The sequence below is a fragment of the Pseudomonas sp. Ors-4-3C genome (assembly GCF_055755035.1).
The window spans coordinates 3,738,568-3,760,222 of record NZ_CM146900.1 but is presented as its reverse complement, the minus strand read 5'-3'; the positions used below and the strand labels follow the sequence as shown (position 1 = coordinate 3,760,222).

The following is a 21,655-nucleotide window of genomic DNA, read 5'->3' as shown; positions in this document are numbered from 1 at the left end:
CTGCTTCGCAGCCGAGCGGGAGCAAGCTCCCTCGCCACAAAAGCAAGTTTTATTGAGTCATTGCCACAACCACAATAAAGGCAAACAGGAGCACTGTTCATGAGTTCATCAAACGCCGGGCAAAGCGCCGGACAGCTGGAAACCCGCGGTATCGAGCCGGTACCGGAAGCCGAGTGCAACGGTCATCCGCTGCAACTGTTCTGGGTCTGGTTCGCCGCCAACATTTCCATTCTCGGTCTGCCGCTGGGTGCCACGCTGGTGGCGTTTCGCGGGCTGGCGATCTGGCAGGCGATCATCGTCGCGATTGTCGGCGCCGCCGGTTCATTCGCGGTGGTCGGGATCATCTCGATTGCCGGCCGCCGAGGCCGTGCGCCGAGCCTGACCCTGTCGCGGGCGATCTTCGGTGTGCGCGGCAACATCGGCCCGACGCTGGTCTCGCTGATGTCGCGGCTGGGCTGGGAAACCGTCAACACCACCACCGCCGCGTTCGTGTTGCTGTCGTTGTGCTCGATCCTGTTTGGCTCCCCGGTGGAAGCGAAAAGCGCGCCGGTCCTCACGCTGATTTTCATCGCGATTTTCGTGTTGCTGACCCTGTCGGTTTCCGGCCTCGGCCACGCCACCTTGCTGGTGATCCAGAAGTGGGCGACCTACGTGTTCGGTGCGTTGAACATTCTGGTCGGTGGCTTCCTCTGTGCCACCATCGACTGGAGCGCCGTATTCAACGCCACCCCTGCGCCGATGAGCGCGATGATCATCGGCATCGGCACCATGGCCGCCGGCACCGGGATCGGCTGGGCCAACGCCGGTGCTGACATGTCGCGCTATCAGCACCGCAGCGTCAAGGCTGTGCGGCTGGTCGCTTCGGCGGCGTTTGGTGCGGGGATTCCGCTGGTGTTGCTGATCACCCTCGGCGGCCTGCTGTCGGTGGGCAACAACGATCTCGCCTCGGCGACTGATCCGATCGTGGCCATCCGCGACATGCTGCCGACATGGATGGCCGTGCCGTACCTGATCACTGCGTTCGGCGGTCTGCTGCTGTCGAACAACCTCTCGGTGTACTCCGCCGGTTTGACCACGCTGACCCTCGGCCTGAAGGTCAAACGCGTCTACGCGGTAGTGGTCGACATCGTGGCGATCTTCGCCGGTTCGATCTACTTCATGCTGATTGCCGACAGCTTCTATGGCCCGTTCATCACCTTCATTTCGCTGCTGGCGGTGCCGATCACCGCGTGGGTCGGGATCTTCGTCGTCGACCTGCTTCACCGTCATTACTACAGCCCCAAAGACTTGCTCGACGTCAGCCCGAGCAGCGCCTACTGGTATCGCGGCGGCATCGAGTGGCGCGCGTTCGGCGCGTGGGCGATTGCCATCGTGCTCGGCTTCAGCTTTACCACCATCGGCACCACGGCCGAGAACATCTGGTTCAAGGGCTTTTTGTCTGACTCGTGGCTGGGCCACAACGGTCTGGGCTGGATCGTGACCTTCGTGGTGGCCGGTGGCATTTACCTGGTCCTCGGTGGGGCAAAAGATCGCCGCGCCGCGCAAGTCGAGAATGCTCATGCCTAAGATGTTGCACACCGGCCAGGTCATCATCGACCTGGTCATGGCCGTGGATCAGCTACCGCAAATCGGTGGCGATGTGCTGGCGCAGTCTGCCGCGTTCGAGGCTGGCGGCGGTTTCAACGTGATGGCCGCAGCCGTGCGTAATGGTTTGCCGGTGGTCTATCTCGGTCGTCACGGTACCGGGCGTTTTGGTGATCTGGCGCGCCAGGCGATGACCGCTGAAGGCATCCACATCGGGATCGAACAAGCGGCGCAGCGCGACACCGGTTTGTGCGTGGCGCTGACCGACTCATCGGCCGAACGCAGTTTCATTTCCTACATCGGTGCCGAAGGCGAGGTGACGCAAGACGACCTGAACAGCGTGGCTGCCGAGGCGGGCGATTATGTCTACGTCAGCGGTTACAGCCTGCTGCATGCAGGCAAGGCGCAATCGCTGCTGGACTGGACGCTGGCGCTGCCGCGGGCGATTAACGTGGTGTTTGATCCAGGGCCGTTGGTCGAGTCGCCGGACTCGCCGTTGATCCAGGCGCTGCTGCCGCGCATCGATGTGTGGACCAGCAACAGCGTCGAGGCGCTGCGCTTTACCGAGGCGACGGACATTGCTCAAGCGCTGGACCGGTTGGCGGATCATCTGCCGAAGGATGTGCTCATGGTGGTGCGCGACGGGCCGCAGGGCTGCTGGATTCAGCAGCGTGGCGAGCGTCGGCATGTGCCGGGATTTGCCGTGAAAGCGCTGGACAGCAACGGGGCGGGTGATGCCCATGCCGGAGTGTTTGTCGCCGGATTGGCGCAGGGTTTGAGCGCGCACGAGGCGGCGCGGCGGGCGAATGCGGCGGCGGCTTTGGCGGTGACCCGTTGGGGGCCGGCGACAGCGCCGGGGGCTGCCGAGGTGGACGCGTTTATCAGTGAGTCCTGCGGCGATTGATCGACCGCCTTCGCGAGCAAGCCCGCTCCCACATGGGATTCGCGTCGCTCACAAGTCCCCTTTAGAAGCTGCCGCCGGCTGCGATCTTTGCTCTTGAAAGATCACATCCTGCAGCAGCTTCTACAGGACTCAAATGCCTGCGGATCTACCGTCAGCTTTCGAGCTTTCTCGCCGCTTCAACCCCAGCCGCACTGAGCTTGATCGGCAAATTCAACGAGTGTTCGCCGGCCTCGTTGCAGGTCACATGACCATGGTGGATCAGTCCGCGATCCTGCAAGGAGGCGAGGGCGCTGGCCACGACTTTCTCACCGCGATAGTTGTCCAGCACCTCTTTGCCCAATCCGCTCGGATGGGCATGCAGCAGGCGGGTGAGGACTTCTTTTTCCAGGTTTTTATCGACGTTCATGGTTACCTCTTCATGGATGTGAATAGGACGCTCGCGTCGGCGAACTACTGGCCGGACCCTTCGGAGCCCGACCCACCAGTGGTGGTTTTGGAGCCGATTCCAGCGCCCGAGTTGTCAGGCGTAGCAGGGGAATCTGGCGTATTCATGCCGCCCTGGCGACCGGGATCACTGCCTTGAGTGCGCGGATCGGTGCCGGTGGCGGGTGGCTGGTTGATCAACGGCACGCCGGAGCCATCGGTGTTCATGCCGGGGGCACTGTTGATGGCGGGCGCGCGTGGCGGTGGAACCGGGTCGGTGGGGCCTGTGCCCGCTGCGGTGGTGGAAGCGGCGAACACCGCTGGGCAGAGCAGGGCGCTGAATACGAGGGCAGTCAACCTTGACGAGATCATAGGGCTTCTCCAGTGATTGGAATCCTTACCTGTTGTTGGTCTGCCCTTGAATCGGATTGGTGCCTGATGAACGACGAACGGTCGAGACACAGGACTGTCAGTCGAGGCCGATTTCTTCCTTGAACTGCTCCATGAAACCCTTCAGGCGCTGATGCCGGACCTGTGCCAGACGCTGACCGGCAGCGGTCTGGAAACCATCGGCCAGGTGCAGCAGTTTGGTCTGGAAGTGGTCGAGACAAAAGCGTGTGTCGTCGTAGTCGCGTGCTTTGGCTTCGGGGTCGACAGGGTCATACAACGCACTGCCCATGCGTCCGGCGACATAGAAGGTGCGCGCGACGCCGAGCATGCCCAGCGAGTCGAGACGGTCGGCGTCCTGGACCAGTTTCGCTTCGAGGGTCAGCGGGGTGATGTTGGCGGAAAAACTGTGGGCTTCGATGGCGTGGGTGACGGCGCTGATTTTGCCTTCGGGCCAATCCAGATCGGCCAGCACGTTGGCGGCTTTTTCTGCGGCGAGACGCGAAGCCTGCGAGCGCAGCGGCGAGTTTTTTTCCACGGACACGCAGTCGTGCAGCAGCACGGCGGCGAGCAACACTTCCAGGTCGCCACCTTCCTCAGCCTGCAAGGTGCGCGCGGTGTGCCAGACCCGTTGCAGGTGGGCGAGGTCGTGGGCGCCGTCGTCGCCGGGTTCGAGGGCGTGGGGCAGCAGTGCTGCTGCGAGCGCCTCCACGGGCATAAAAATCTCAGTGTTCATGAGCATCCTTTCAGATTGTCGAAGTTCCCTGTGGGAGCGGGCTTGCTCGCGAAGGTATCAATCCAGTCACCATCATTGTTGTCTGTCAGACCGCTTTCGCGAGCAAGCCCGCTCGCACATTGCACTATCGGAGCAGGATATTCTCTGTGTTGCCATGTGACGAGCGCCGTCCACGGCCTTAGTATGGCGTTTTCCTTTTCCGACAAGGCCCGTCCATGACGATCGAAATCCGCCCGGCGACCCCCAGCGATGCACCGCAAATCCTCGCCTTCATCACCGAACTGGCAGATTTCGAAAAGGCCCGCCACGAAGTCATTGCGAGTGTCACCGACATCGAGCGCAGCCTGTTCAGCGAGGGCGCCACCGCCCACGGCCTGATCTGCCTGCGTGACGGTGTGCCGATCGGTTTTGCGGTGTTCTTCTTCAGCTATTCGACGTGGCTCGGCAGCAACTGCCTGTACCTCGAAGACCTCTACATCACCCCCGAACAACGCGGCGGCGGCGCCGGCAAAACCCTGCTGCGGCATCTGGCGAAAATCGCCTGTGCCAATGACTGCGGACGCTTCGAATGGAGCGTGCTGGACTGGAACACCCCGGCCATCGAGTTCTACAAATCCCTCGGCGCGCAACCGCAGGAAGAGTGGGTGCGCTATCGCATGGATGGCAAGGTGTTGCGTGAGTTTGCCGAAGGGTAGGTGATCCTTCAGGAAAAGATCGCAGCCTTCGGCAGCTCCTACAAAAGATTTGACCAGCCTCTGTAGGAGCTGCCGAAGCCTGCGATCTTTTTTTGTTCGTATCCCACAATATGGGAATGATATTTATATATTGAGATTTTCCTGCGCCAAGGTTTATAGTCCATCGCACTCACTGCCAAAAACAAAACAGGTGAAGCGATGCAGGCGCAATTGATCGCGCTCGATTGGGGGACGACCTCATTACGTGCTTACAAACTCGCGGCGGGCGCAGTGGTGCTGGAGCAGCGTGCGCTGTCGTCCGGGATCATGCAGTTACCGCAGACGCCGCGAGTCATCAACGGTCGTGAATGCGCCGACGGTTTTGAACTGGCCTTCGAAGACGCGTGCGGCGACTGGCTTGATGCGCAGCCGGATCTGCCAGTGATCGCCTGCGGCATGGTCGGCAGCGCTCAGGGCTGGCGCGAAGCGGCCTACTGCGAAACGCCGGCGAACGTCGCCAATCTCGGAAATTCCCTACAAACCCTGGTCAGTCTGCGCGGCACGCGGGTGTACATCGTGCCGGGCGTGATTCAGCGTTCGCACTTGCCCAACGTGATGCGCGGCGAAGAAACCCAGGTTCTCGGCGTACTGCAGAATTTGCCGCTCGAGGCGGGCGGCGATCTGTTGATCGGTCTGCCGGGCAGCCATTCCAAGTGGGTGGAAGTGGTCGATGGCTGCATCACTCATTTCGACACCTTCATGACCGGCGAAGTGTTCGCCGTACTCAGTCATCACAGCATTCTGGGTCGTACCCAACAGCACGGCGCGGCTTTCGATGGCCCGGCGTTTGATCGTGGCGTGCAAGTGGCGCTGTCGGCGGACGGCGAGCTGGGCGTGCTATCGACGCTGTTCAGTGCCCGCACGCTGGGCCTGACCGGCGAACTCGACGCCAGTGCACAACCTGACTATTTGTCCGGCCTGTTGATCGGCCATGAACTCGCTGCACTCGCCACGGCTCAGCGCCGCCGACGCAACAGCGTGCATCTGCCTTCGATCGTCCTCATCGGCAACGCGCAACTCTGCGCCCGCTACGGCCGGGCCCTCGATGCCTGCGGTTTCGCCCGGGTCACGCTGGCCGAGCAGGCCACCGAGCGCGGTCTGTGGCAACTGGCGCTGGCCGCCGGACTGCTCGATTCCTCATCCCGTTAACCCTGACTGGAGGCCTGACATGCTCAAGCAAGCACTGGCACAAAACGGTCTGATCGCGATCCTGCGTGGCCTGCATCCGCAGGAAGCCGCCGCTGTCGGAGAAGTCCTGTATGCAGCCGGATTTCGCGTCATCGAAGTACCGCTCAATTCCCCGTCGCCGTACGAAAGTATCCGCATCCTGCGTCAGACCTTGCCCGCCGATTGCCTGATCGGTGCCGGCACGGTGCTGACCCCGGAGCAGGTCGAGTTGGTGAAAGAGGCCGGCGGCCAGGTGATCGTCATGCCACACAGCGACGCCAAGGTGCTGCGTGCGGCGAAAGCGGCGGGGCTGTACCTGTCGCCGGGTGTCGCGACACCGACCGAAGCGTTCGCGGCGCTGGAGGAGGGCGCGGACATTCTCAAGCTGTTCCCGGCCGAGCAGATGAGCCCGGCGGTGGTCAAGGCTTGGCTCGCGGTATTGCCGTCCGGGACGGTGCTGGCGCCGGTCGGCGGGATCACCCCGGACAACATGCAAGCGTTCATCGACGCTGGCGTGAAAGGTTTCGGCCTCGGTTCCGGACTGTTCAAACCGGGCATGAGCGTTGAGCAAGTTGCCGTCAATGCCAAGGCTTACGTCGCCGCCTGGAAAGCCCTTCGCTAACCTTTCTGGCGCATCTATAAGAGAGACAAGAAGATGAAAATCACCAAACTCACCACCTTCATCGTCCCGCCGCGCTGGTGCTTCCTCAAGGTCGAAACCGATGAGGGTGTGACCGGTTGGGGCGAGCCTGTGGTCGAAGGCCGCGCGCACACCGTCGCCGCTGCCGTTGAAGAATTGTCCGACTACCTGATCGGCAAAGACCCACGCAACATCGAGGACATCTGGACCGTGCTGTACCGCGGCGGCTTCTACCGCGGCGGCGCGATCCACATGAGTGCGCTGGCCGGTATCGATCAGGCGCTGTGGGACATCAAGGGCAAGGCCCTCGGCGTGTCGGTCAGCGATCTGCTCGGCGGTCAGGTGCGCGACAAGATTCGCGTGTATTCGTGGATCGGTGGCGACCGTCCGGCCGACACCGCACGCGCCGCGAAAGAGGCGGTGAGCCGGGGTTTTACCGCGGTGAAAATGAACGGCACCGAAGAGCTGCAGTTCCTCGATTCCTTCGAGAAAGTCGATCTGGCCCTGGCCAACGTCGCCGCTGTGCGCGATGCGGTCGGGCCGAACGTCGGTATCGGCGTCGACTTCCATGGCCGGGTGCACAAACCCATGGCCAAGGTGCTGATGAAGGAACTTGATCCGTACAAACTGATGTTCATCGAAGAGCCGGTGCTCAGCGAAAACTACGAAGCGCTGAAAGAATTGGCGCCGCTGACCAGCACGCCGATTGCCCTTGGCGAGCGGCTGTTCTCGCGCTGGGATTTCAAGCGGGTGCTGAGCGAAGGCTACGTCGACATCATCCAGCCGGATGCCTCGCATGCCGGCGGTATCACCGAGACCCGCAAGATCGCCAACATGGCCGAAGCCTACGACGTGGCGCTGGCGCTGCATTGCCCGCTGGGGCCAATCGCGCTGGCGGCGTGCCTGCAACTGGATGCGGTTTGCTACAACGCGTTCATTCAGGAGCAGAGCCTGGGCATCCATTACAACGAGAGCAACGATCTGCTCGACTACGTGAAGGATCCGCGAGTGTTCGACTACGACCAGGGCTTCGTGAAGATTCCGAACGGGCCGGGGCTGGGCATCGAGATCAATGAGGAATACGTGATCGAACGCGCGGCGGTCGGCCACCGCTGGCGCAACCCGATCTGGCGCCATGCCGATGGCAGTTTTGCCGAGTGGTGAGTCCCTTCTGACCCACCACAAATCTCCTGTAGGAGTGAGCCTGCTCGCGATGGCGTCTTGCCTGACACATCAATGCCGGATGTGCCACCGAATCGCGAGCAGGCTCACTCCTACAGGGATTAGTGCAAGGCCTCAGGCCGACCTCAAATAATCATAAAAAGAGGCACCCCCCATGCCAACGCAAACCCTCACCGGGCAGGCGTCTTTAGTCACGCCCAGCCGCAAGCGGTTTTTCATCATGGTGTTGCTGTTCATCACCGTGGTCATCAATTACCTCGACCGCAGCAACCTGTCGATTGCCGCGCCCGCGCTGACCAGCGAGCTGGGCATTGATCCGGTTCACGTCGGGCTGATTTTCTCCGCGTTTGGCTGGACCTACGCCGCGATGCAGATCCCCGGTGGCTGGCTGGTGGATCGGGTACCGCCGCGCATTTTGTATAGCGTCGCGCTGCTGCTGTGGTCACTGGCCACGGTGCTGCTCGGTTTTGCCGCGAGTTTCATTGCGCTGTTCGTCTTGCGCATGGCGGTCGGTGCGCTGGAAGCACCGGCCTATCCGATCAACAGCCGCGTGGTGACCACCTGGTTTCCCGAGCGTGAGCGGGCCACGGCGATTGGCTTCTACACCTCCGGGCAGTTTGTCGGCCTGGCGTTTCTGACTCCGGTGCTGGCCTGGCTGCAACATCAATTCGGCTGGCACATGGTGTTTGTCGCGACCGGTGTGGCGGGCATTATCTGGGCGGCCATCTGGTACGCGGTGTATCGCGAACCGCGTGATTTCAAAGGTGCCAACGACGCGGAAATCGATCTGATCCGCGAGGGCGGCGGACTGGTGGATATTCAAGCGCAAACGGCCAAGGCCTCGTTCAGCTGGACCGATCTCGGCATTGTCCTGAGCAAACGCAAGTTGTGGGGCATCTACCTCGGCCAGTTTTGCCTGAACTCGACGCTGTGGTTCTTCCTGACGTGGTTCCCGACTTATCTGGTGAAATATCGCGGCATGGACTTCATCAAGTCCGGCCTGTTGGCCTCGCTGCCGTTTCTCGCGGCGTTCGTGGGTGTGCTGTGCTCGGGGTTCTTTTCCGACCTGTTGATCCGCCGTGGCTGCAGCGTGGGCTTCGCGCGCAAGTTGCCGATCATTGGCGGACTGTTGATTTCCACTTCGATCATCGGCGCCAATTTCGTTGAGTCGACGCCGCTGGTGATTGCCTTCCTGGCGCTGGCGTTTTTCGGCAACGGGCTGGCTTCGATCACCTGGTCGCTGGTTTCGACCCTGGCTCCGGCGCGTTTGCTCGGCTTGACCGGCGGGGTGTTCAACTTCATCGGCAACCTGTCGGCGATTGCCACGCCGATCGTCATCGGTTTCCTCGCCAGCGGTGATTCGTTCGCTCCGGCGATCACCTACATCGCGGTGCTGGCGCTGATCGGTGCATTGTCTTACGTGCTGCTGGTAGGCAAGGTCGAGCGTATCGAGTTGTAGTCGTCTGCGTCGGGCGACCATAATGCCGCCCGTTCCCTCGCTCAACGGTAAAGGCTGGATATGCAGGAAGACGCCCCGGAAAAAACCAAGGACGCCGCGCCCACCGGCACCCAGACGCTGCTTCGCGGACTGGGTGTGGTGCAGGCGGTGGCCAGTGGCGCCCGCGATCTGAAAGAGATCGCCCGGCTGATCGGCACCACGCGCAGCACCACCCATCGTCTGGCCAGTTGCCTGGTCGACGAGCGCTACCTGCGCGTGGTGCCGCAAATCGGCTATCTGCTGGGGCCGAAGCTGATCGAGCTGGGGTTTCAGGCGCGCGAAGAGTTGCCGCTGGTGAGTCTGGCTGGGCCGTACCTGGACGAGTTGTCGGCGTTGACCGGGGACACCGTGCACCTGGGGATTCGTGAGGGCGACGAGGTGTTGTACCTGCTGAAGAATCCGGGGCGTAACGGCCCGGAAATGCGTTCGCGGGTCGGCCACCGGATGCCGTTGGCGCGCACCGGGATCGGCAAGGCGTTGATGCTCGATGATTCGCCGCAGGATTGGCAGCGCCTGTACGACGTCAGCCTGCCGGCGGGTGGGAAAAGTCAGTTCTGGCCGCAGCATCCGCAGCAGTCGTGGGAACAGCTCGAACAACGCATGACCGAGTACGTGGCCGGTGGCTACGCCTTCGATCTGGAAGACAACGAACCGTCGATCCGCTGTGTGGCGGCGCCGATTCGCGATGCGAGCAAGCGCATTGTGGCGGCGATCAGCATCGCCAGCACCGTGCCGTACATGCCGCTGGAAAAAATGGCCGAGCTGATTCCCCTGATCAAAGGGGTCACAGCCCGGCTCTCGGCAGAACTCGGTCTGAAGGTTTAAAGCTTCAGCGTCGCCATGTCGATCACGAAGCGATACTTCACGTCACCGGCGATCATCCGCGCGTAAGCCTCGTTGATCCGGCGGATGTCGAGCATTTCGATGTCGCAGGTGATGTTGTGTTCGGCGCAGAAATCCAGCACTTCCTGGGTTTCAGCGATGCCGCCGATCAACGAACCGGCCAGTACGCGGCGGCCCAGCACCAGGTTGGCAGCATGCACCGGCGGGTCGATCGGTTCGATCAGGCCGACCAGGATATGCACGCCATCAAAGCGCAGGGTTTGCAGGTACGGGTTGAGGTCGTGCTGCACCGGAATGGTGTCCAGCAGGAAGTCGAAGCGGCCTGCAGCGGCAGCCATTTGTTCGGCATCGGTGGAGACGATCACATGATCGGCGCCCTGCCGACGACCTTCCTCGGCCTTGCTCGCCGAACGGGTGAACAGCGTCACTTCCGCGCCCAGCGCCTTGGCGAACTTGATGCCCATGTGGCCGAGGCCGCCCATGCCGAGAATCCCGACCTTGTCACCGGCCTTGACCCCGTAGTGCTTGAGCGGCGAGTAGGTGGTGATGCCGGCGCAGAGAATCGGCGCAGCGCTGGCCAGATCCAGCTTTTCAGGGATGCGCACGACGAAGTGCTCGCTGACGACGATGCTGTCCGAATAACCGCCCATGGTGTTGCTGCCATCGACCCGGTCCGGGGTGGCGTAGGTCATGGTCGGGCCTTCGAGGCAGTATTGCTCAAGGTTCTGCTGGCAGGCGGCGCAGGTGCGGCAGGAGTCGACCATGCAGCCGACACCGACCAGATCGCCGACTTTATGTTGGGTGACATTCGCACCGATGGCGGTGACTTTTCCGACGATCTCATGGCCGGGCATCAACGGATAAACGGCGATGCCCCATTCGTTGCGGGCCTGGTGGATATCGGAGTGGCAGACGCCGCAGTAGAGGATCTCGATCGCCACGTCGTCAGCGCGTGGGCTGCGGCGTTCGAATTTCATCGGGGCGAGGGGAGTGGTGGCCGATTGGGCGGCATAACCGATAGCGGTGTACATGAGGAACCTCGCAGAAGCAGTGACAGGTGAGGTGGCGCATTTTGGGCGCCGTCTGCTGCTGCGGCCATGACGATTCCTCCGGGTCTCATGCCTAATCCTCCGGCATGCAGGTCTGGGCAAGCGCATTGGCAAAAGGATCTGCGATGATGCTTGCATGCCTTTTTCCGTGACTTTTTTGAAGACCCCTCCGATGCAGTTGACCCGTCACCTTGATGCCAATGCCACCCTGGTTTCGCTGATCGAGCCGCTGGCGCTCCGCGATGGTTACAGCCAGACCGGGCTGCCCGGCGTGCAGGTATTGCGTGCCAGTTGCGACGTGGCGCGTGGCCCGCACATTTATGAGCCGAGCCTGATGATCATCGCTCAGGGCAGCAAACTGGCGTTTCTCGGCCCGCGCACCATGGAGTATGGCGCCGGGCATTACCTGATTCAGGCGCTGCCGGTGCCGTTCGAGTGCGAAACCTTTGCCTTGCCGGATGCGCCGTTGCTCGGCGTGTCGGTAGCGATTGACCGGGTGTTGCTCGGCGAGCTGGTGCTGGCCATGGGGCTGGCGCCGGGGCGGCACATTCCGGCGCAGACCCCGGAGTCGATGACCTCGGTGGTGCTCGACGATGACATGCGTGGTTGTGTCGAACGCTTGCTGCGTTGCCTGCATGATCCGCTGGAGCGGCAGATTCTCGGGCCGGCGCGGGTGCGTGAATTGTTGTTCACCGCGCTGCGCGGACCGCAGGCCGATGTGTTGCGCGCGCTGGTGGAACAGCAGGGGCAGTTTGCCCGGGTGGCGGCGTCGATCAGCCATCTGCATGCGCATTACACCGAGCCGCTGAATGTCGAGACATTGGCCGGTTGCGCCAACATGAGTGTTTCGTCGTTCCATGAGCACTTCAAGCGCAGCACGCTGTTGTCGCCAGTGCAGTATCTGAAACGCTTGCGGTTGCTCAAGGCGCAGACGTTGCTGGTGGCCGAAGGGCTGGGCGTGGCGCAGGTGGCGCATCGGGTGGGGTATCAGAGTACGTCGCAGTTCAGTCGTGAGTACAAGCGCTATTTCGAGCGTAGCCCGGGGGACGAGCGCGTAGCCTGATTCGACGATGATCCCTGTGGGAGCGGGCTTGCTCGCGAAGGCTGCGTGTCAGGCAACCTATCCGTCAACTGACACACCGCATTCGCGAGCAAGCCCGCTCCCACATGAGTCATGCGCTGTGGAAAAAATCCTAGGCAACAAAAAGGCCCCCATTTCGGGAGCCTTGATGTTCAGCGGTTCAGCTTACATGTTCGGGTAAGTCGGGCCGCCAGCGCCTTCCGGCGTGACCCAGGTGATGTTCTGCGAAGGGTCCTTGATGTCACAGGTCTTGCAGTGCACGCAGTTCTGGGCGTTGATCTGGAAGCGTTTTTCGCCGTCTTCCTTGGTGATCACTTCGTACACGCCGGCCGGGCAGTAGCGCTGCGCCGGTTCATCGTACAGCGGCAGGTTCTTGCTGATCGGGATGCTCGGGTCGGTGAGCTTCAGGTGGCACGGCTGTTCTTCTTCGTGGTTGGTACCGGAGATGAACACCGAGCTCAGCTTGTCGAAGCTGAGTTTGCCGTCCGGCTTCGGATAGTCGATCTTCTTGCAGTCGGCCGCGAGCTTCAGGCAGGCGTAGTCCGGCTTGGTGTCGTGCAGGGTGAACGGCAGTTTGCCGCCGAAGATGTTCTGGTCCAGCCAGTTGAAACCGCCGCCGACGATCGCGCCGAACTTGTGGATCGCCGGGCCGAAGTTGCGGCTGGCGAACAATTCTTCGTAGAGCCAGCTCTTCTTGAACGCGTCGACGTAGGAGGTCAGCTCTTCAGTGCCATCCTTCTCGGCGAACAGTGCGTCGGCCACCGATTCAGCGGCGAGCATGCCGGACTTCATCGCGGTGTGGCTGCCTTTGATCTTGGCGAAGTTCAGGGTGCCGAGGTCGCAACCGATCAGCGCGCCGCCCTTGAAGACCATTTTCGGCAGCGAGTTCAGGCCACCCTTGCAGATCGCGCGGGCGCCGTAGCTGACGCGCTTGCCGCCTTCCAGGTACTGAGCCAGCACCGGGTGGTGCTTGAGGCGCTGGAACTCGTCGAACGGCGACAGGTAGGTGTTGCTGTAGGACAGGTCAACGATCAGGCCGACCACCACCTGGTTGTTTTCCAGGTGATAGAGGAACGAGCCACCGGTGTTTTCGGTGCCCATGATGTCCAGCGGCCAACCGGCGGTGTGCACCACCAGGCCTGGCTGGTGTTTGGCCGGGTCGATTTCCCAGATTTCTTTGAGGCCGATGCCGTAGTGCTGGGCGTCGGCATCGCTGTCGAGGTTGTAGCGCTTGATCAGTTGCTTGCCGATGTGACCACGGCAGCCTTCGGCGAACAGCGTGTACTTGCCACGCAGTTCCATGCCCGGGGTGTACAGGCCTTCTTTCGGGTTGCCTTCGCGGTCGACGCCCAGATCACCGGTGATGATCCCGCGCACGATGCCGTTTTCGTCGATCAGCGCTTCCTGAGCGGCGAAACCCGGGTAGATTTCCACACCCAGGTTCTCGGCCTGCTGGGCCAGCCAGCGGCACAGGTTGCCGAGGGAAATAATGTAGTTGCCTTCGTTGTGCATGGTCTTGGGCACAAAGAAGTCAGGAATTTTCTGCGCGCTTTCGGCGTTTTTCAGCACGAAAATGTCATCGCGGGTGACCGGGGTGTTCAGCGGGGCGCCGAGTTCTTTCCAGTCCGGGAACAGTTCGTTCAGAGCGCGTGGTTCGAACACGGCACCGGAAAGGATGTGTGCGCCGACTTCGGAGCCTTTTTCGACCACGCAGACGCTGATTTCCTTACCGGCTTCGGCGGCCTTCTGCTTCAGACGGCAGGCGGCGGACAGGCCAGCGGGGCCGGCACCGACGATGACCACGTCGAATTCCATGTATTCGCGTTCCACAGGCTATCTCCTACTCAAGGCTCAACAGTTTTTTTTCTAATTTGGAGGTTCGGTGTCGCATCCGTTATTGCCTTTACGTTAACGTCAAGGGTAATAATGGGAAACCACCTTTCTCTCTAGGCGGCGCATTATATCTACACCACTCTGAGCGTCCAATACAAACGTTTGTTTGAATCGGCTCCAGCCCAGAGAAATCAAAGAAGCGCGGCTTATGAACGACCATTTTGCCGTATTGACCGGAATAGGCGTTCCGGTCAAGATACGGGCGGTTTTGCGCTCGCCGTAGGCAGACTGGCGGTTTCAAGAGCACCTCTAAAGACAGGGCACAGGCAGTACAAGGTGATGCGCAGCGCAAGTCCGGCGCGCAGTTTACACACCGTGCAGATCCAATGACTTGTTGGTCACCACTGACGAACGGTCATCGCCCCCAGCCGGCGTTTTTAGAGGTGCCCTTGTGCTCGATGAGCATCAACCGCCAGGTTCGCCTAGGCGACTTTCTTTTCACCGGAGAGTAACGAGGAATCCATGAAGGTTCTTGTAGCTGTCAAACGCGTTGTGGATTACAACGTCAAGGTCCGCGTCAAGGCGGACAATTCCGGCGTAGACCTCGCCAACGTCAAGATGTCGATGAACCCGTTCTGCGAAATCGCAGTGGAAGAAGCCGTACGCCTGAAAGAGAAAGGTGTTGCGACTGAAATCGTCGTCGTCTCCATCGGCCCGTCCACCGCTCAGGAACAGCTGCGTACCGCACTGGCTCTGGGTGCCGACCGCGCCATCCTCGTCGAATCCGCTGAAGACCTGACTTCGCTGGCCGTGGCCAAGCTGCTCAAGGCAGTGGTCGACAAGGAACAGCCTCAGCTGGTGATCCTGGGCAAACAGGCGATCGACAGCGACAACAACCAGACCGGCCAGATGCTCGCTGCACTGAGCGGCTACGGTCAGGGCACTTTCGCCTCGAAAGTCGAAGTCTCCGGCGACAGCGTTGCCGTGACCCGCGAAATCGACGGCGGCGCGCAGACCGTTTCCCTAAAACTGCCAGCGATCGTCACCACCGACCTGCGTTTGAACGAGCCGCGTTATGCGTCCCTGCCAAACATCATGAAAGCCAAGAAGAAGCCTCTCGAAGTGCTGACTCCGGACGCTTTGGGCGTTTCCACCGCCTCCACCAACAAGACCCTGAAAGTCGAAGCGCCGGCTGCACGCAGCGCGGGCATCAAGGTCAAGTCGGTGGCTGAACTGGTCGAGAAACTGAAAAACGAAGCGAAGGTAATCTAAATGACTATCTTGGTTATTGCTGAACACGACAACAAAGTGCTGGCCCCGGCCACACTGAACACCGTGGCTGCTGCAGCCAAAATCGGCGGCGACATCCATGTGCTGGTTGCAGGTCAGGGCGCTGGCGCCGTGGCTGAAGCCGCTGCGAAAATCGCTGGCGTGAGCAAAGTCCTGAACGCTGACAATGCCGCTTACGCGCATCAGCTGCCGGAAAACGTCGCTCCTCTGGTTGCAGAGCTGGGCAAGGGCTACAGCCACATCCTGGCTGCCGCCACGTCCAACGGCAAAAACATCCTGCCGCGCGTTGCCGCTGCGCTGGACGTTGACCAGATCTCCGAGATCATCTCGGTAGAAAGCGCCGACACCTTCAAGCGTCCGATCTACGCCGGTAACGCCATCGCTACCGTGCAATCGACCGCAGCGATCAAAGTGATCACCGTGCGTGCCACCGGTTTCGACCCGGTTGCCGCTGAAGGTGGTTCGGCGGCTGTTGAAGCCGTAGCGGCTGCGCACGACGCCGGCACTTCCAGCTTCGTCAGCGAAGAACTGGCCAAGTCCGATCGTCCTGAGCTGACCGCTGCCAAGATCGTCGTTTCCGGCGGCCGCGGCATGCAGAACGGTGACAACTTCAAACACCTGTACGCCCTGGCCGACAAGCTGGGCGCTGCCGTCGGTGCTTCGCGCGCTGCGGTCGACGCAGGTTTCGTACCGAACGACATGCAGGTCGGTCAGACCGGCAAGATCGTTGCGCCACAGCTGTACATCGCCGTCGGTATCTCCGGCGCGATCCAGCACCTGGCCGGCATGAAAGACTCCAAAGTGATCGTTGCGATCAACAAGGACGAAGAAGCGCCGATCTTCCAGGTGGCCGATTACGGTCTGGTGGCGGATCTGTTCGAAGCGGTACCTGAGCTGGAGAAGCTGGTCTAATCCGGCGGCTTCACTTATAAAGAGCCCGACCTTCTGGTCGGGCTTTTTTTTGTCTCGGATTTGAGTGGGAGCGTTTTGCCATGGATCTGCGCCGCAGGTTGTTATTGGGATTGATCCTGTTGCCGGGGATGGCTGCGGCTGCCGGCAAGTGTGAACGCCTCGTCGTCACCGGCAGCCCGGATGCGCCGCCGTACCTGTGGCAGGATCCGCAGAATCCCAGGCACTTGATCGGCGCCAGTGCCGACCTGTTGCAGCAAGTGGCCAAGGATCTGGGGATCAAGGTCGAACTGCTCTACGCCGGCAAACGCTCGCAGGCCCTCGATGAGGTGCGCAGCGGGCGCATGGACATGCTGGCCGACACGCCGCTGATGTTCAACGAGCTGGAAAACCTCGACTACATCTATCCGCCGTTGCTGGAAAACGACTATCTGGTGTGGACACGCAAAGGCTCGACGCTGGTCTACAGCGAAGCCAAGGATCTGCACGGGCACACCGGCGGGTTGTCGGAAAAGTCTCGTATGACCCAGGCATTCGGCACTTTCGCCGAGCAGAATCTGACCCTGACCCGGACGGCAAACATCACTCAAGCCTTTCAGAAACTTCTGCTGGGTGAAGTCGAATATGTACTCGCCGGGCGCTACTCGGGCATGGCTGCCGCGCAGGCATTGGGCATGGCCAATGATCTGCTGGCCTTCGAGCAACCGATCGACCGACCGGGGCTGTTCCTCGCGGTTTCGCACAACTCGGCCTGCAACGATCCGTGGTTGCGCGGACAGCTCGCTAAAAAGATGACAGAATTGCCCGCGTCCGGACTGACCGAAGCCGCGCTGCAACGCAACATCGAGCGCTGGAAGGCTCAGCAGCAACAGCCGCAGCCATCTGTCAGTGCCCCAAAACAGTAGGGATTCTTAGTGAGTATTCGACCTCTTTTCGCGGCCATGGCCGTTCTGGCCCTGGCCGGCTGCGCCAACGATCCGGCACCCAACGAGCAAATGCGCCTGACCGAGCAGGCCATCACCCAGGCCAAGGCTGTCGGTGCGACCGCCGAAGAAATGCCGGAAATGAAACTGGCTGAAGACAAGTTCAACCGGGCCAAGGGCAACATGGCCGACGAGTCTTACAAGAACGCCCGCATGCGTTCCGAACAGGCCGAGCTGGACGCACGTCTGGCAGAAGCCAAGGTGCTGACGCAAAAGAGCGAAGAGCAACTGAACGTGCTGAATACCCGCATCATCCGCCTGCGCAAGCAACTGGGAGATGCCCAATGAGCCTCAAGTCCAAAGCCCTTGGCGGGTTGGTTCTGGCTGGCTGCGTGAGCCTTTTCGGGTGTGCCGGTCAGCACAGTGAAAGCGCATTGCAACAAGCCAGCAGCGACTTCCAGAAGGTCAAGGAAGACTCCAATGTGCTGCGCATCGCTCCCAAGGACGTGATCCGTGCCGGTGAGTCCCTGGCCCGTGCCGATCGCCTGTCGACCTATTGGGGCAGTGGCTCCGACGTGGTGCATTACGCCTACCTGAGTCAGCGTTACAGCGAAATCGCTCGCGAACACACCAATCTGGTGCTCAACGAAGAGCGCGCGGCGAAGCTCGAGCTGGAACGCCAGCGTCTGCAACTGGCTCTGCGTGAGTCCAAACTGCTGAGCGTGCAGCAGCAGGGCAAGTGGCTCGAAGAGCAGATTGTCGCGCTGGCCACCACGCAAACCGATCGCGGGCTGGTGATGACCCTCGGTGACGTGCTGTTCGACACTGGCGAGGCGGAGCTGAAGAACTCGGCCAATCGCGTGGTGTTGAAGATCGTGCAGTTCCTGCAGCTCAACCCGAAACGCGTGGTGCGTATCGAGGGCTACACCGACAGCACCGGTGGCAAACAGGAAAACCTCAAGCTGTCGCGTGATCGCGCGCAAGCCGTGGCCGATGTGTTGATGGACCTCGGAATTGAGGACAAGCGCATTCAGGTCGAAGGTTACGGCGACGAGTACCCGGTGGACGCCAACGCTTCCGAGCGCGGGCGGGCACAGAATCGTCGGGTGGAAATTGTATTTTCCGACGAAAAAGGCCAGCTCGGCGCCGCCCGCTGAGGGCTGCGTCTCTGGAAAGCCCGGCCTGTCATGCAGCGCCGGGCTTTTTTACGTCTGTCGAATAGCGCGCAAATCCGTACAGTTGTAGCTGACACTGCACTGTACGGTCGACTATGGTGGCAACTGTCCCAGTACACTTCTAAACTGTTCCGGTATTGTTTCACACAAGAATAAAATGCCCGTGAAATCGAGTGCTGCGTCATGACCAACCTCTTGCTCTACCAACGTATTGCTCAACAACTGGCGGAAGATATCCGGCGCGGCGTCTATCAGCCCGGCGAACGCGTGCCGTCGGTGCGCAAGATGAGTTCGCAGCTCAATGTCAGCCATGCAACGGTGTTGCAGGCTTACGCCAATCTTGAGGATCAGGGGCTGATCCGCGCACGGCCGCAGTCCGGTTACTACGTGCACCAGACCCCGGCCCTGACGGCGCCGACACCGGATATCGCCCGGGTCGAACGCCCAGGCCTGGTCACCCGCGCCAGCATTATTCAGCAAGTGTTGGTCGAATCGCGGCGCGAGGGGGTTTTCCCGTTGGGCGCGGCGGTGCCGAGTGTCGATTACCTGCCGGTGCGCGCATTGCATCAGCAGTTGGCCAAGGTCACCCGATTCCATAGCCCTCGCGCTTTCAGCTACATGTTCAGCCCCGGTTTCGAACCGCTGCGCCGTCAAGTGGCGATCCGCATGCGCGATGCTGGCGTGGTGGTCGATCCGTCGGAAGTGGTGATCACCCACGGTTGCGTCGATGCGCTGCAGATGTCGCTGCGGGTTTTGACTCGTCCGGGTGATCTGATCGCCGCCGAGTCGCCAACCTATTACGGCCTGCTGCAACTGGCCGACCTGCTGGGCCTGAAAGTGATCGAGATTCCCAGCGACCCGGCCACGGGCATGAGCCTGGAAGCCTTGCAACTGGCCGCCAACCAATGGTCGATCAAGGCGCTGGTGCTGACCACCCGGCTGAGCAATCCGCTGGGTGGCACCATGCCCGAAGAGCGGCAGAAACAACTGCTGCGTCTGGCCTCGGACTTCGATATCCAGATTGTCGAAGACGACATCTATGGCGAGTTGATGTTCGAACAGGGTCGCACCAAAGCCCTCAAGGCCTACGATCGACTGGATCGGGTGATCTACTGCTCGAGTTTTTCCAAGACCTTGTCGCCGGGCGTGCGGGTCGGCTGGATGATCGCCGGCAAGTATCAGCAAGAAATCCAGCGTCTGCAGACGTTCACCACGCATTCGGCGTGCAGCGTCACGCAGATGGCGATTGCCGCTTATCTGGAAAATGGCGGTTATGACCGGCATTTACGGTACATCCGCCAGGAATACCGGAAAAACCTCAGCGCGTTCCAGCTGGCGGTGCAGCAGTACTTCCCCGAAGGCACGCAAATGACCCGGCCCACGGGCGGTTTCATCCTCTGGGTGAGCCTGCCGGGCAGGGTCAACACCCAGGAATTGCACGTCCGCGCCTTGCAGCAGGGCATCAGCATTGCACCGGGGCTGATCTTCAGTAATACCGAGCAGTTCAACCACTGCATCCGCCTGAACTGCGGCACGCCGTGGAATCGCGAAGCGGAAAGGGCGCTGATGACCCTCGGCTTGCTGGCGACTCAACTGTGTCAGGAAACGGCTGGCGGATTCTGAACGAGCGGTGCGTCATGCTTGTCTTGTGACGCTCAACAGGCGAGCATATGGCCCTCTGCCGTTAGTGTTGTAGGGCTCATGAAAGCGATTTTGCCTGCTGCCTGGATTTTGTTTGGTGTGTTGACGATGGGCCATGCGCCCGGTGTCATGGCAGCCGCCGTTCAGGAAAAGCCTGCGGCGTCAGCACCGGCGAGCAAAACGGCCAGCAACAAAGCCGTTGCGGATAAGAAAGCTCAAGTTAAAAAAGCCCCGCAAAAGAAGGCTGCCCCGGTGAAGAAACGGCCCCCGGTCGCTTCCAAGTCGAAACCGGCCAGTGAGGTGGCGAAAACCCGATTGCCGCCGGCCAAGCTCGATCTGAGCCTGCCCAAGGACATGGTGCAGCAGCTCAAACCGGCCGGTACCGTCACGCTGCCTAAACACGACGCTATCCTGCCGCAGATGTTCGGCGAGAAGAACAGCGGCTTCCAGCTCAACGGCCGTCTGCTCAGTAACGAAATGCAGCTGCAACTGCGCAACGAAGAGCGTCGTGAAGTCGAAGGCGCGGCGCTGGATTTCGAATTCAAGCAGTAAATCAAATCGATCCGTGACCCGCAGACCAGACGCTTTGTCGGAGACTGGTCAGTCACTTTCGTTTCTGCGTAAAAACCCCGGTTCAGGGAATTTGAAACAACCGTTTTAGCGGTTACTCTGTGGCCGTCCCTTTAACACATTGCCCGTCGCGAGGACTCGTCGTCATGAAATGCCGTGAAGGCTGTGGCGCTTGCTGTATTGCCCCCTCCATCAGTTCTGCCATTCCAGGCATGCCCAATGGCAAACCTGCTGGCGAACGTTGCGTGCAACTCTCGGTCGAAAACCTGTGCAACATTTTCGGTCAGCCGGAACGCCCGGCGGTCTGCTCGGGATTTGCCGCCGATGTCGAAGTCTGTGGCAGCAGCCGGGAAGAGGCGATCAAGTTGATCGGCTGGTGGGAGCAGATGACGGCGGCGTGATGTGTCAAACGAACGGAACTTCAACAATAAGGAATAAGACTATGGGTTCGCTGCATCGTATCGCTGTGTTGTGTGGTTTGACGGCTGTGCTGGCCACTTCGGTTGCTCAGGCTGAGGACTGGAAAGTCGCCAAGGAGCAGGACGGGATCAAGGTCTCGCTGGCCGAAGTGCCGGGTTCGGATTACAAGTCCTATCAGGGTGTTGCCCTGATGAAGACCACCGTTGCCAAACTGCGTGCCTTGCAGGAAGACGTGTCCGGAGCCTGCGCCTGGATTCACGAGTGCAAAACCCAGAAGCTGCTCAAGCACGAGGGCGATCAGAGCTGGACCTACACCCAGTTCAATACGCCGTGGCCAGTCACCCCACGCGATTCGGTGCTGCACATCACCACCGTCGAAGGCGCTGATGGCAGCCTGACCCGCAACCTCGAAGGCGTGCCGAAGTACATTCCCGAAGAGAAAGGCTTTGTTCGCGTTGCGCAGGTCAAAGGCTTCTGGAAGTTCGTGCCCAAAGGTGATCAGGTCGAAGTGACCTATCAAGTGCACACCGAGCCAGGCGGCAGTGTGCCGAGCATGATTGCCAACAAGTTTGTGGTCGACGCGCCATTCAACACCCTGAAAGCCCTGAAAGAACGCGCCGAGAAGTAATTCGCGCGCTGACAGCAAAACGCCCCGACTGATTCGGG

The 21,655-nt window shown here is 60.9% G+C and carries 23 protein-coding genes; 18 read left to right on the top strand and 5 right to left on the bottom strand.

Annotation, left to right across the window (positions count from 1 at the left end):
• The first annotated feature begins 99 nt into the window (after positions 1 to 99).
• A complete protein-coding gene (locus tag ACVHNU_RS16870) occupies positions 100 to 1,566 on the top strand; it encodes a purine-cytosine permease family protein (protein ID WP_473017878.1) in 1,467 nt (488 codons plus the stop codon).
• Positions 1,559 to 2,488 (top strand): PfkB family carbohydrate kinase, encoded by a 930-nt coding sequence (locus tag ACVHNU_RS16865; RefSeq protein WP_473017877.1) that lies wholly within the window; start codon positions 1,559 to 1,561, stop codon positions 2,486 to 2,488. Before ACVHNU_RS16870 ends, ACVHNU_RS16865 begins: the two co-directional genes overlap by 8 nt.
• Positions 2,489 to 2,639: 151 nt before the next feature.
• Here ACVHNU_RS16865 and ACVHNU_RS16860 read toward each other — a convergent pair whose 3' ends face one another.
• The 3 genes from ACVHNU_RS16860 to ACVHNU_RS16850 form a co-directional block, all read right to left on the bottom strand.
• Positions 2,640 to 2,894 (bottom strand): hypothetical protein, encoded by a 255-nt coding sequence (locus tag ACVHNU_RS16860; RefSeq protein WP_103484720.1) that lies wholly within the window; start codon positions 2,892 to 2,894, stop codon positions 2,640 to 2,642.
• Positions 2,895 to 2,938: 44 nt separating this feature from the next.
• Positions 2,939 to 3,283: a hypothetical protein gene (locus ACVHNU_RS16855; protein ID WP_003227000.1), complete on the bottom strand. Its 345-nt coding sequence runs from the start codon at positions 3,281 to 3,283 to the stop codon at positions 2,939 to 2,941.
• 97 nt (positions 3,284 to 3,380) lie between these two features.
• Entirely contained in the window at positions 3,381 to 4,034 is a 654-nt protein-coding gene (locus ACVHNU_RS16850) for an HD domain-containing protein (protein WP_473017876.1), read from the bottom strand.
• Positions 4,035 to 4,249: 215 nt separating this feature from the next.
• Here ACVHNU_RS16850 and ACVHNU_RS16845 point away from each other — a divergent pair, with 215 nt between their 5' ends.
• The 6 genes from ACVHNU_RS16845 (at position 4,250) to ACVHNU_RS16820 (ending at position 10,080) form a co-directional block, all read left to right on the top strand.
• Entirely contained in the window at positions 4,250 to 4,729 is a 480-nt protein-coding gene (locus ACVHNU_RS16845) for a GNAT family N-acetyltransferase (protein ID WP_003226995.1), read from the top strand.
• Positions 4,730 to 4,927: 198 nt separating this feature from the next.
• Positions 4,928 to 5,917, top strand: coding sequence for a 2-dehydro-3-deoxygalactonokinase (locus tag ACVHNU_RS16840; RefSeq protein WP_473017874.1), 990 nt, complete (start codon positions 4,928 to 4,930; stop codon positions 5,915 to 5,917).
• A 19-nt stretch (positions 5,918 to 5,936) separates the two neighbouring features.
• A complete protein-coding gene (locus tag ACVHNU_RS16835; RefSeq protein WP_003226992.1) occupies positions 5,937 to 6,557 on the top strand; it encodes a 2-dehydro-3-deoxy-6-phosphogalactonate aldolase in 621 nt (206 codons plus the stop codon).
• Between the two features lie 33 nt (positions 6,558 to 6,590).
• Positions 6,591 to 7,739, top strand: coding sequence for a galactonate dehydratase (dgoD, locus tag ACVHNU_RS16830; RefSeq protein WP_003226991.1), 1,149 nt, complete (start codon positions 6,591 to 6,593; stop codon positions 7,737 to 7,739).
• 172 nt (positions 7,740 to 7,911) lie between these two features.
• Entirely contained in the window at positions 7,912 to 9,216 is a 1,305-nt protein-coding gene (locus tag ACVHNU_RS16825; RefSeq protein WP_338802674.1) for an MFS transporter, read from the top strand.
• A gap of 60 nt (positions 9,217 to 9,276) precedes the next feature.
• Entirely contained in the window at positions 9,277 to 10,080 is an 804-nt protein-coding gene (locus ACVHNU_RS16820; protein WP_473017872.1) for an IclR family transcriptional regulator, read from the top strand.
• Here the strand turns inward: ACVHNU_RS16820 and ACVHNU_RS16815 are convergent.
• Complete coding sequence (locus ACVHNU_RS16815; protein WP_473017871.1) at positions 10,077 to 11,129, bottom strand: NAD(P)-dependent alcohol dehydrogenase; 1,053 nt, start codon at positions 11,127 to 11,129, stop codon at positions 10,077 to 10,079. The genes ACVHNU_RS16820 and ACVHNU_RS16815 overlap by 4 nt on opposite strands.
• A 190-nt stretch (positions 11,130 to 11,319) precedes the next feature.
• On the opposite strand from ACVHNU_RS16815, the gene ACVHNU_RS16810 reads away from it, so the two are divergent.
• Complete coding sequence (locus ACVHNU_RS16810) at positions 11,320 to 12,210, top strand: AraC family transcriptional regulator (protein ID WP_003226986.1); 891 nt, start codon at positions 11,320 to 11,322, stop codon at positions 12,208 to 12,210.
• Positions 12,211 to 12,393: 183 nt separating this feature from the next.
• Here ACVHNU_RS16810 and ACVHNU_RS16805 read toward each other — a convergent pair whose 3' ends face one another.
• Complete coding sequence (locus tag ACVHNU_RS16805; RefSeq protein WP_473017870.1) at positions 12,394 to 14,058, bottom strand: electron transfer flavoprotein-ubiquinone oxidoreductase; 1,665 nt, start codon at positions 14,056 to 14,058, stop codon at positions 12,394 to 12,396.
• A gap of 525 nt (positions 14,059 to 14,583) precedes the next feature.
• Here ACVHNU_RS16805 and ACVHNU_RS16800 point away from each other — a divergent pair.
• The 9 genes from ACVHNU_RS16800 to ACVHNU_RS16760 all read left to right on the top strand — a co-directional run bounded on the left by ACVHNU_RS16800 (position 14,584) and on the right by ACVHNU_RS16760 (position 21,617).
• Entirely contained in the window at positions 14,584 to 15,333 is a 750-nt protein-coding gene (locus ACVHNU_RS16800; protein ID WP_003226982.1) for an electron transfer flavoprotein subunit beta/FixA family protein, read from the top strand.
• Complete coding sequence (locus ACVHNU_RS16795) at positions 15,334 to 16,263, top strand: electron transfer flavoprotein subunit alpha/FixB family protein (RefSeq protein WP_007961977.1); 930 nt, start codon at positions 15,334 to 15,336, stop codon at positions 16,261 to 16,263.
• Between the two features lie 80 nt (positions 16,264 to 16,343).
• The gene (locus tag ACVHNU_RS16790; RefSeq protein WP_103521832.1) at positions 16,344 to 17,165 is read left to right on the top strand and encodes a substrate-binding periplasmic protein; all 822 of its coding nucleotides are present in this window, start codon (positions 16,344 to 16,346) and stop codon (positions 17,163 to 17,165) included.
• Positions 17,166 to 17,174: 9 nt separating this feature from the next.
• Positions 17,175 to 17,531, top strand: coding sequence for a DUF4398 domain-containing protein (locus ACVHNU_RS16785; protein WP_201136892.1), 357 nt, complete (start codon positions 17,175 to 17,177; stop codon positions 17,529 to 17,531).
• Positions 17,528 to 18,340 carry an OmpA family protein gene (locus ACVHNU_RS16780; RefSeq protein WP_103484710.1) on the top strand — a complete coding sequence of 271 codons (813 nt, stop codon included), beginning with the start codon at positions 17,528 to 17,530 and terminating at the stop codon, positions 18,338 to 18,340. Before ACVHNU_RS16785 ends, ACVHNU_RS16780 begins: the two co-directional genes overlap by 4 nt.
• Positions 18,341 to 18,541: 201 nt before the next feature.
• On the top strand, positions 18,542 to 19,981 hold the full coding sequence (locus ACVHNU_RS16775) for an aminotransferase-like domain-containing protein (protein WP_003226969.1): 1,440 nt from the start codon (positions 18,542 to 18,544) through the stop codon (positions 19,979 to 19,981).
• A gap of 78 nt (positions 19,982 to 20,059) precedes the next feature.
• A complete protein-coding gene (locus tag ACVHNU_RS16770; RefSeq protein ID WP_201136893.1) occupies positions 20,060 to 20,551 on the top strand; it encodes a translation initiation factor 2 in 492 nt (163 codons plus the stop codon).
• 164 nt (positions 20,552 to 20,715) lie between these two features.
• Positions 20,716 to 20,970, top strand: coding sequence for a YkgJ family cysteine cluster protein (locus tag ACVHNU_RS16765; protein WP_473017869.1), 255 nt, complete (start codon positions 20,716 to 20,718; stop codon positions 20,968 to 20,970).
• 41 nt (positions 20,971 to 21,011) lie between these two features.
• Entirely contained in the window at positions 21,012 to 21,617 is a 606-nt protein-coding gene (locus ACVHNU_RS16760) for an START domain-containing protein (protein ID WP_003226964.1), read from the top strand.
• Positions 21,618 to 21,655: the final 38 nt, after the last annotated feature.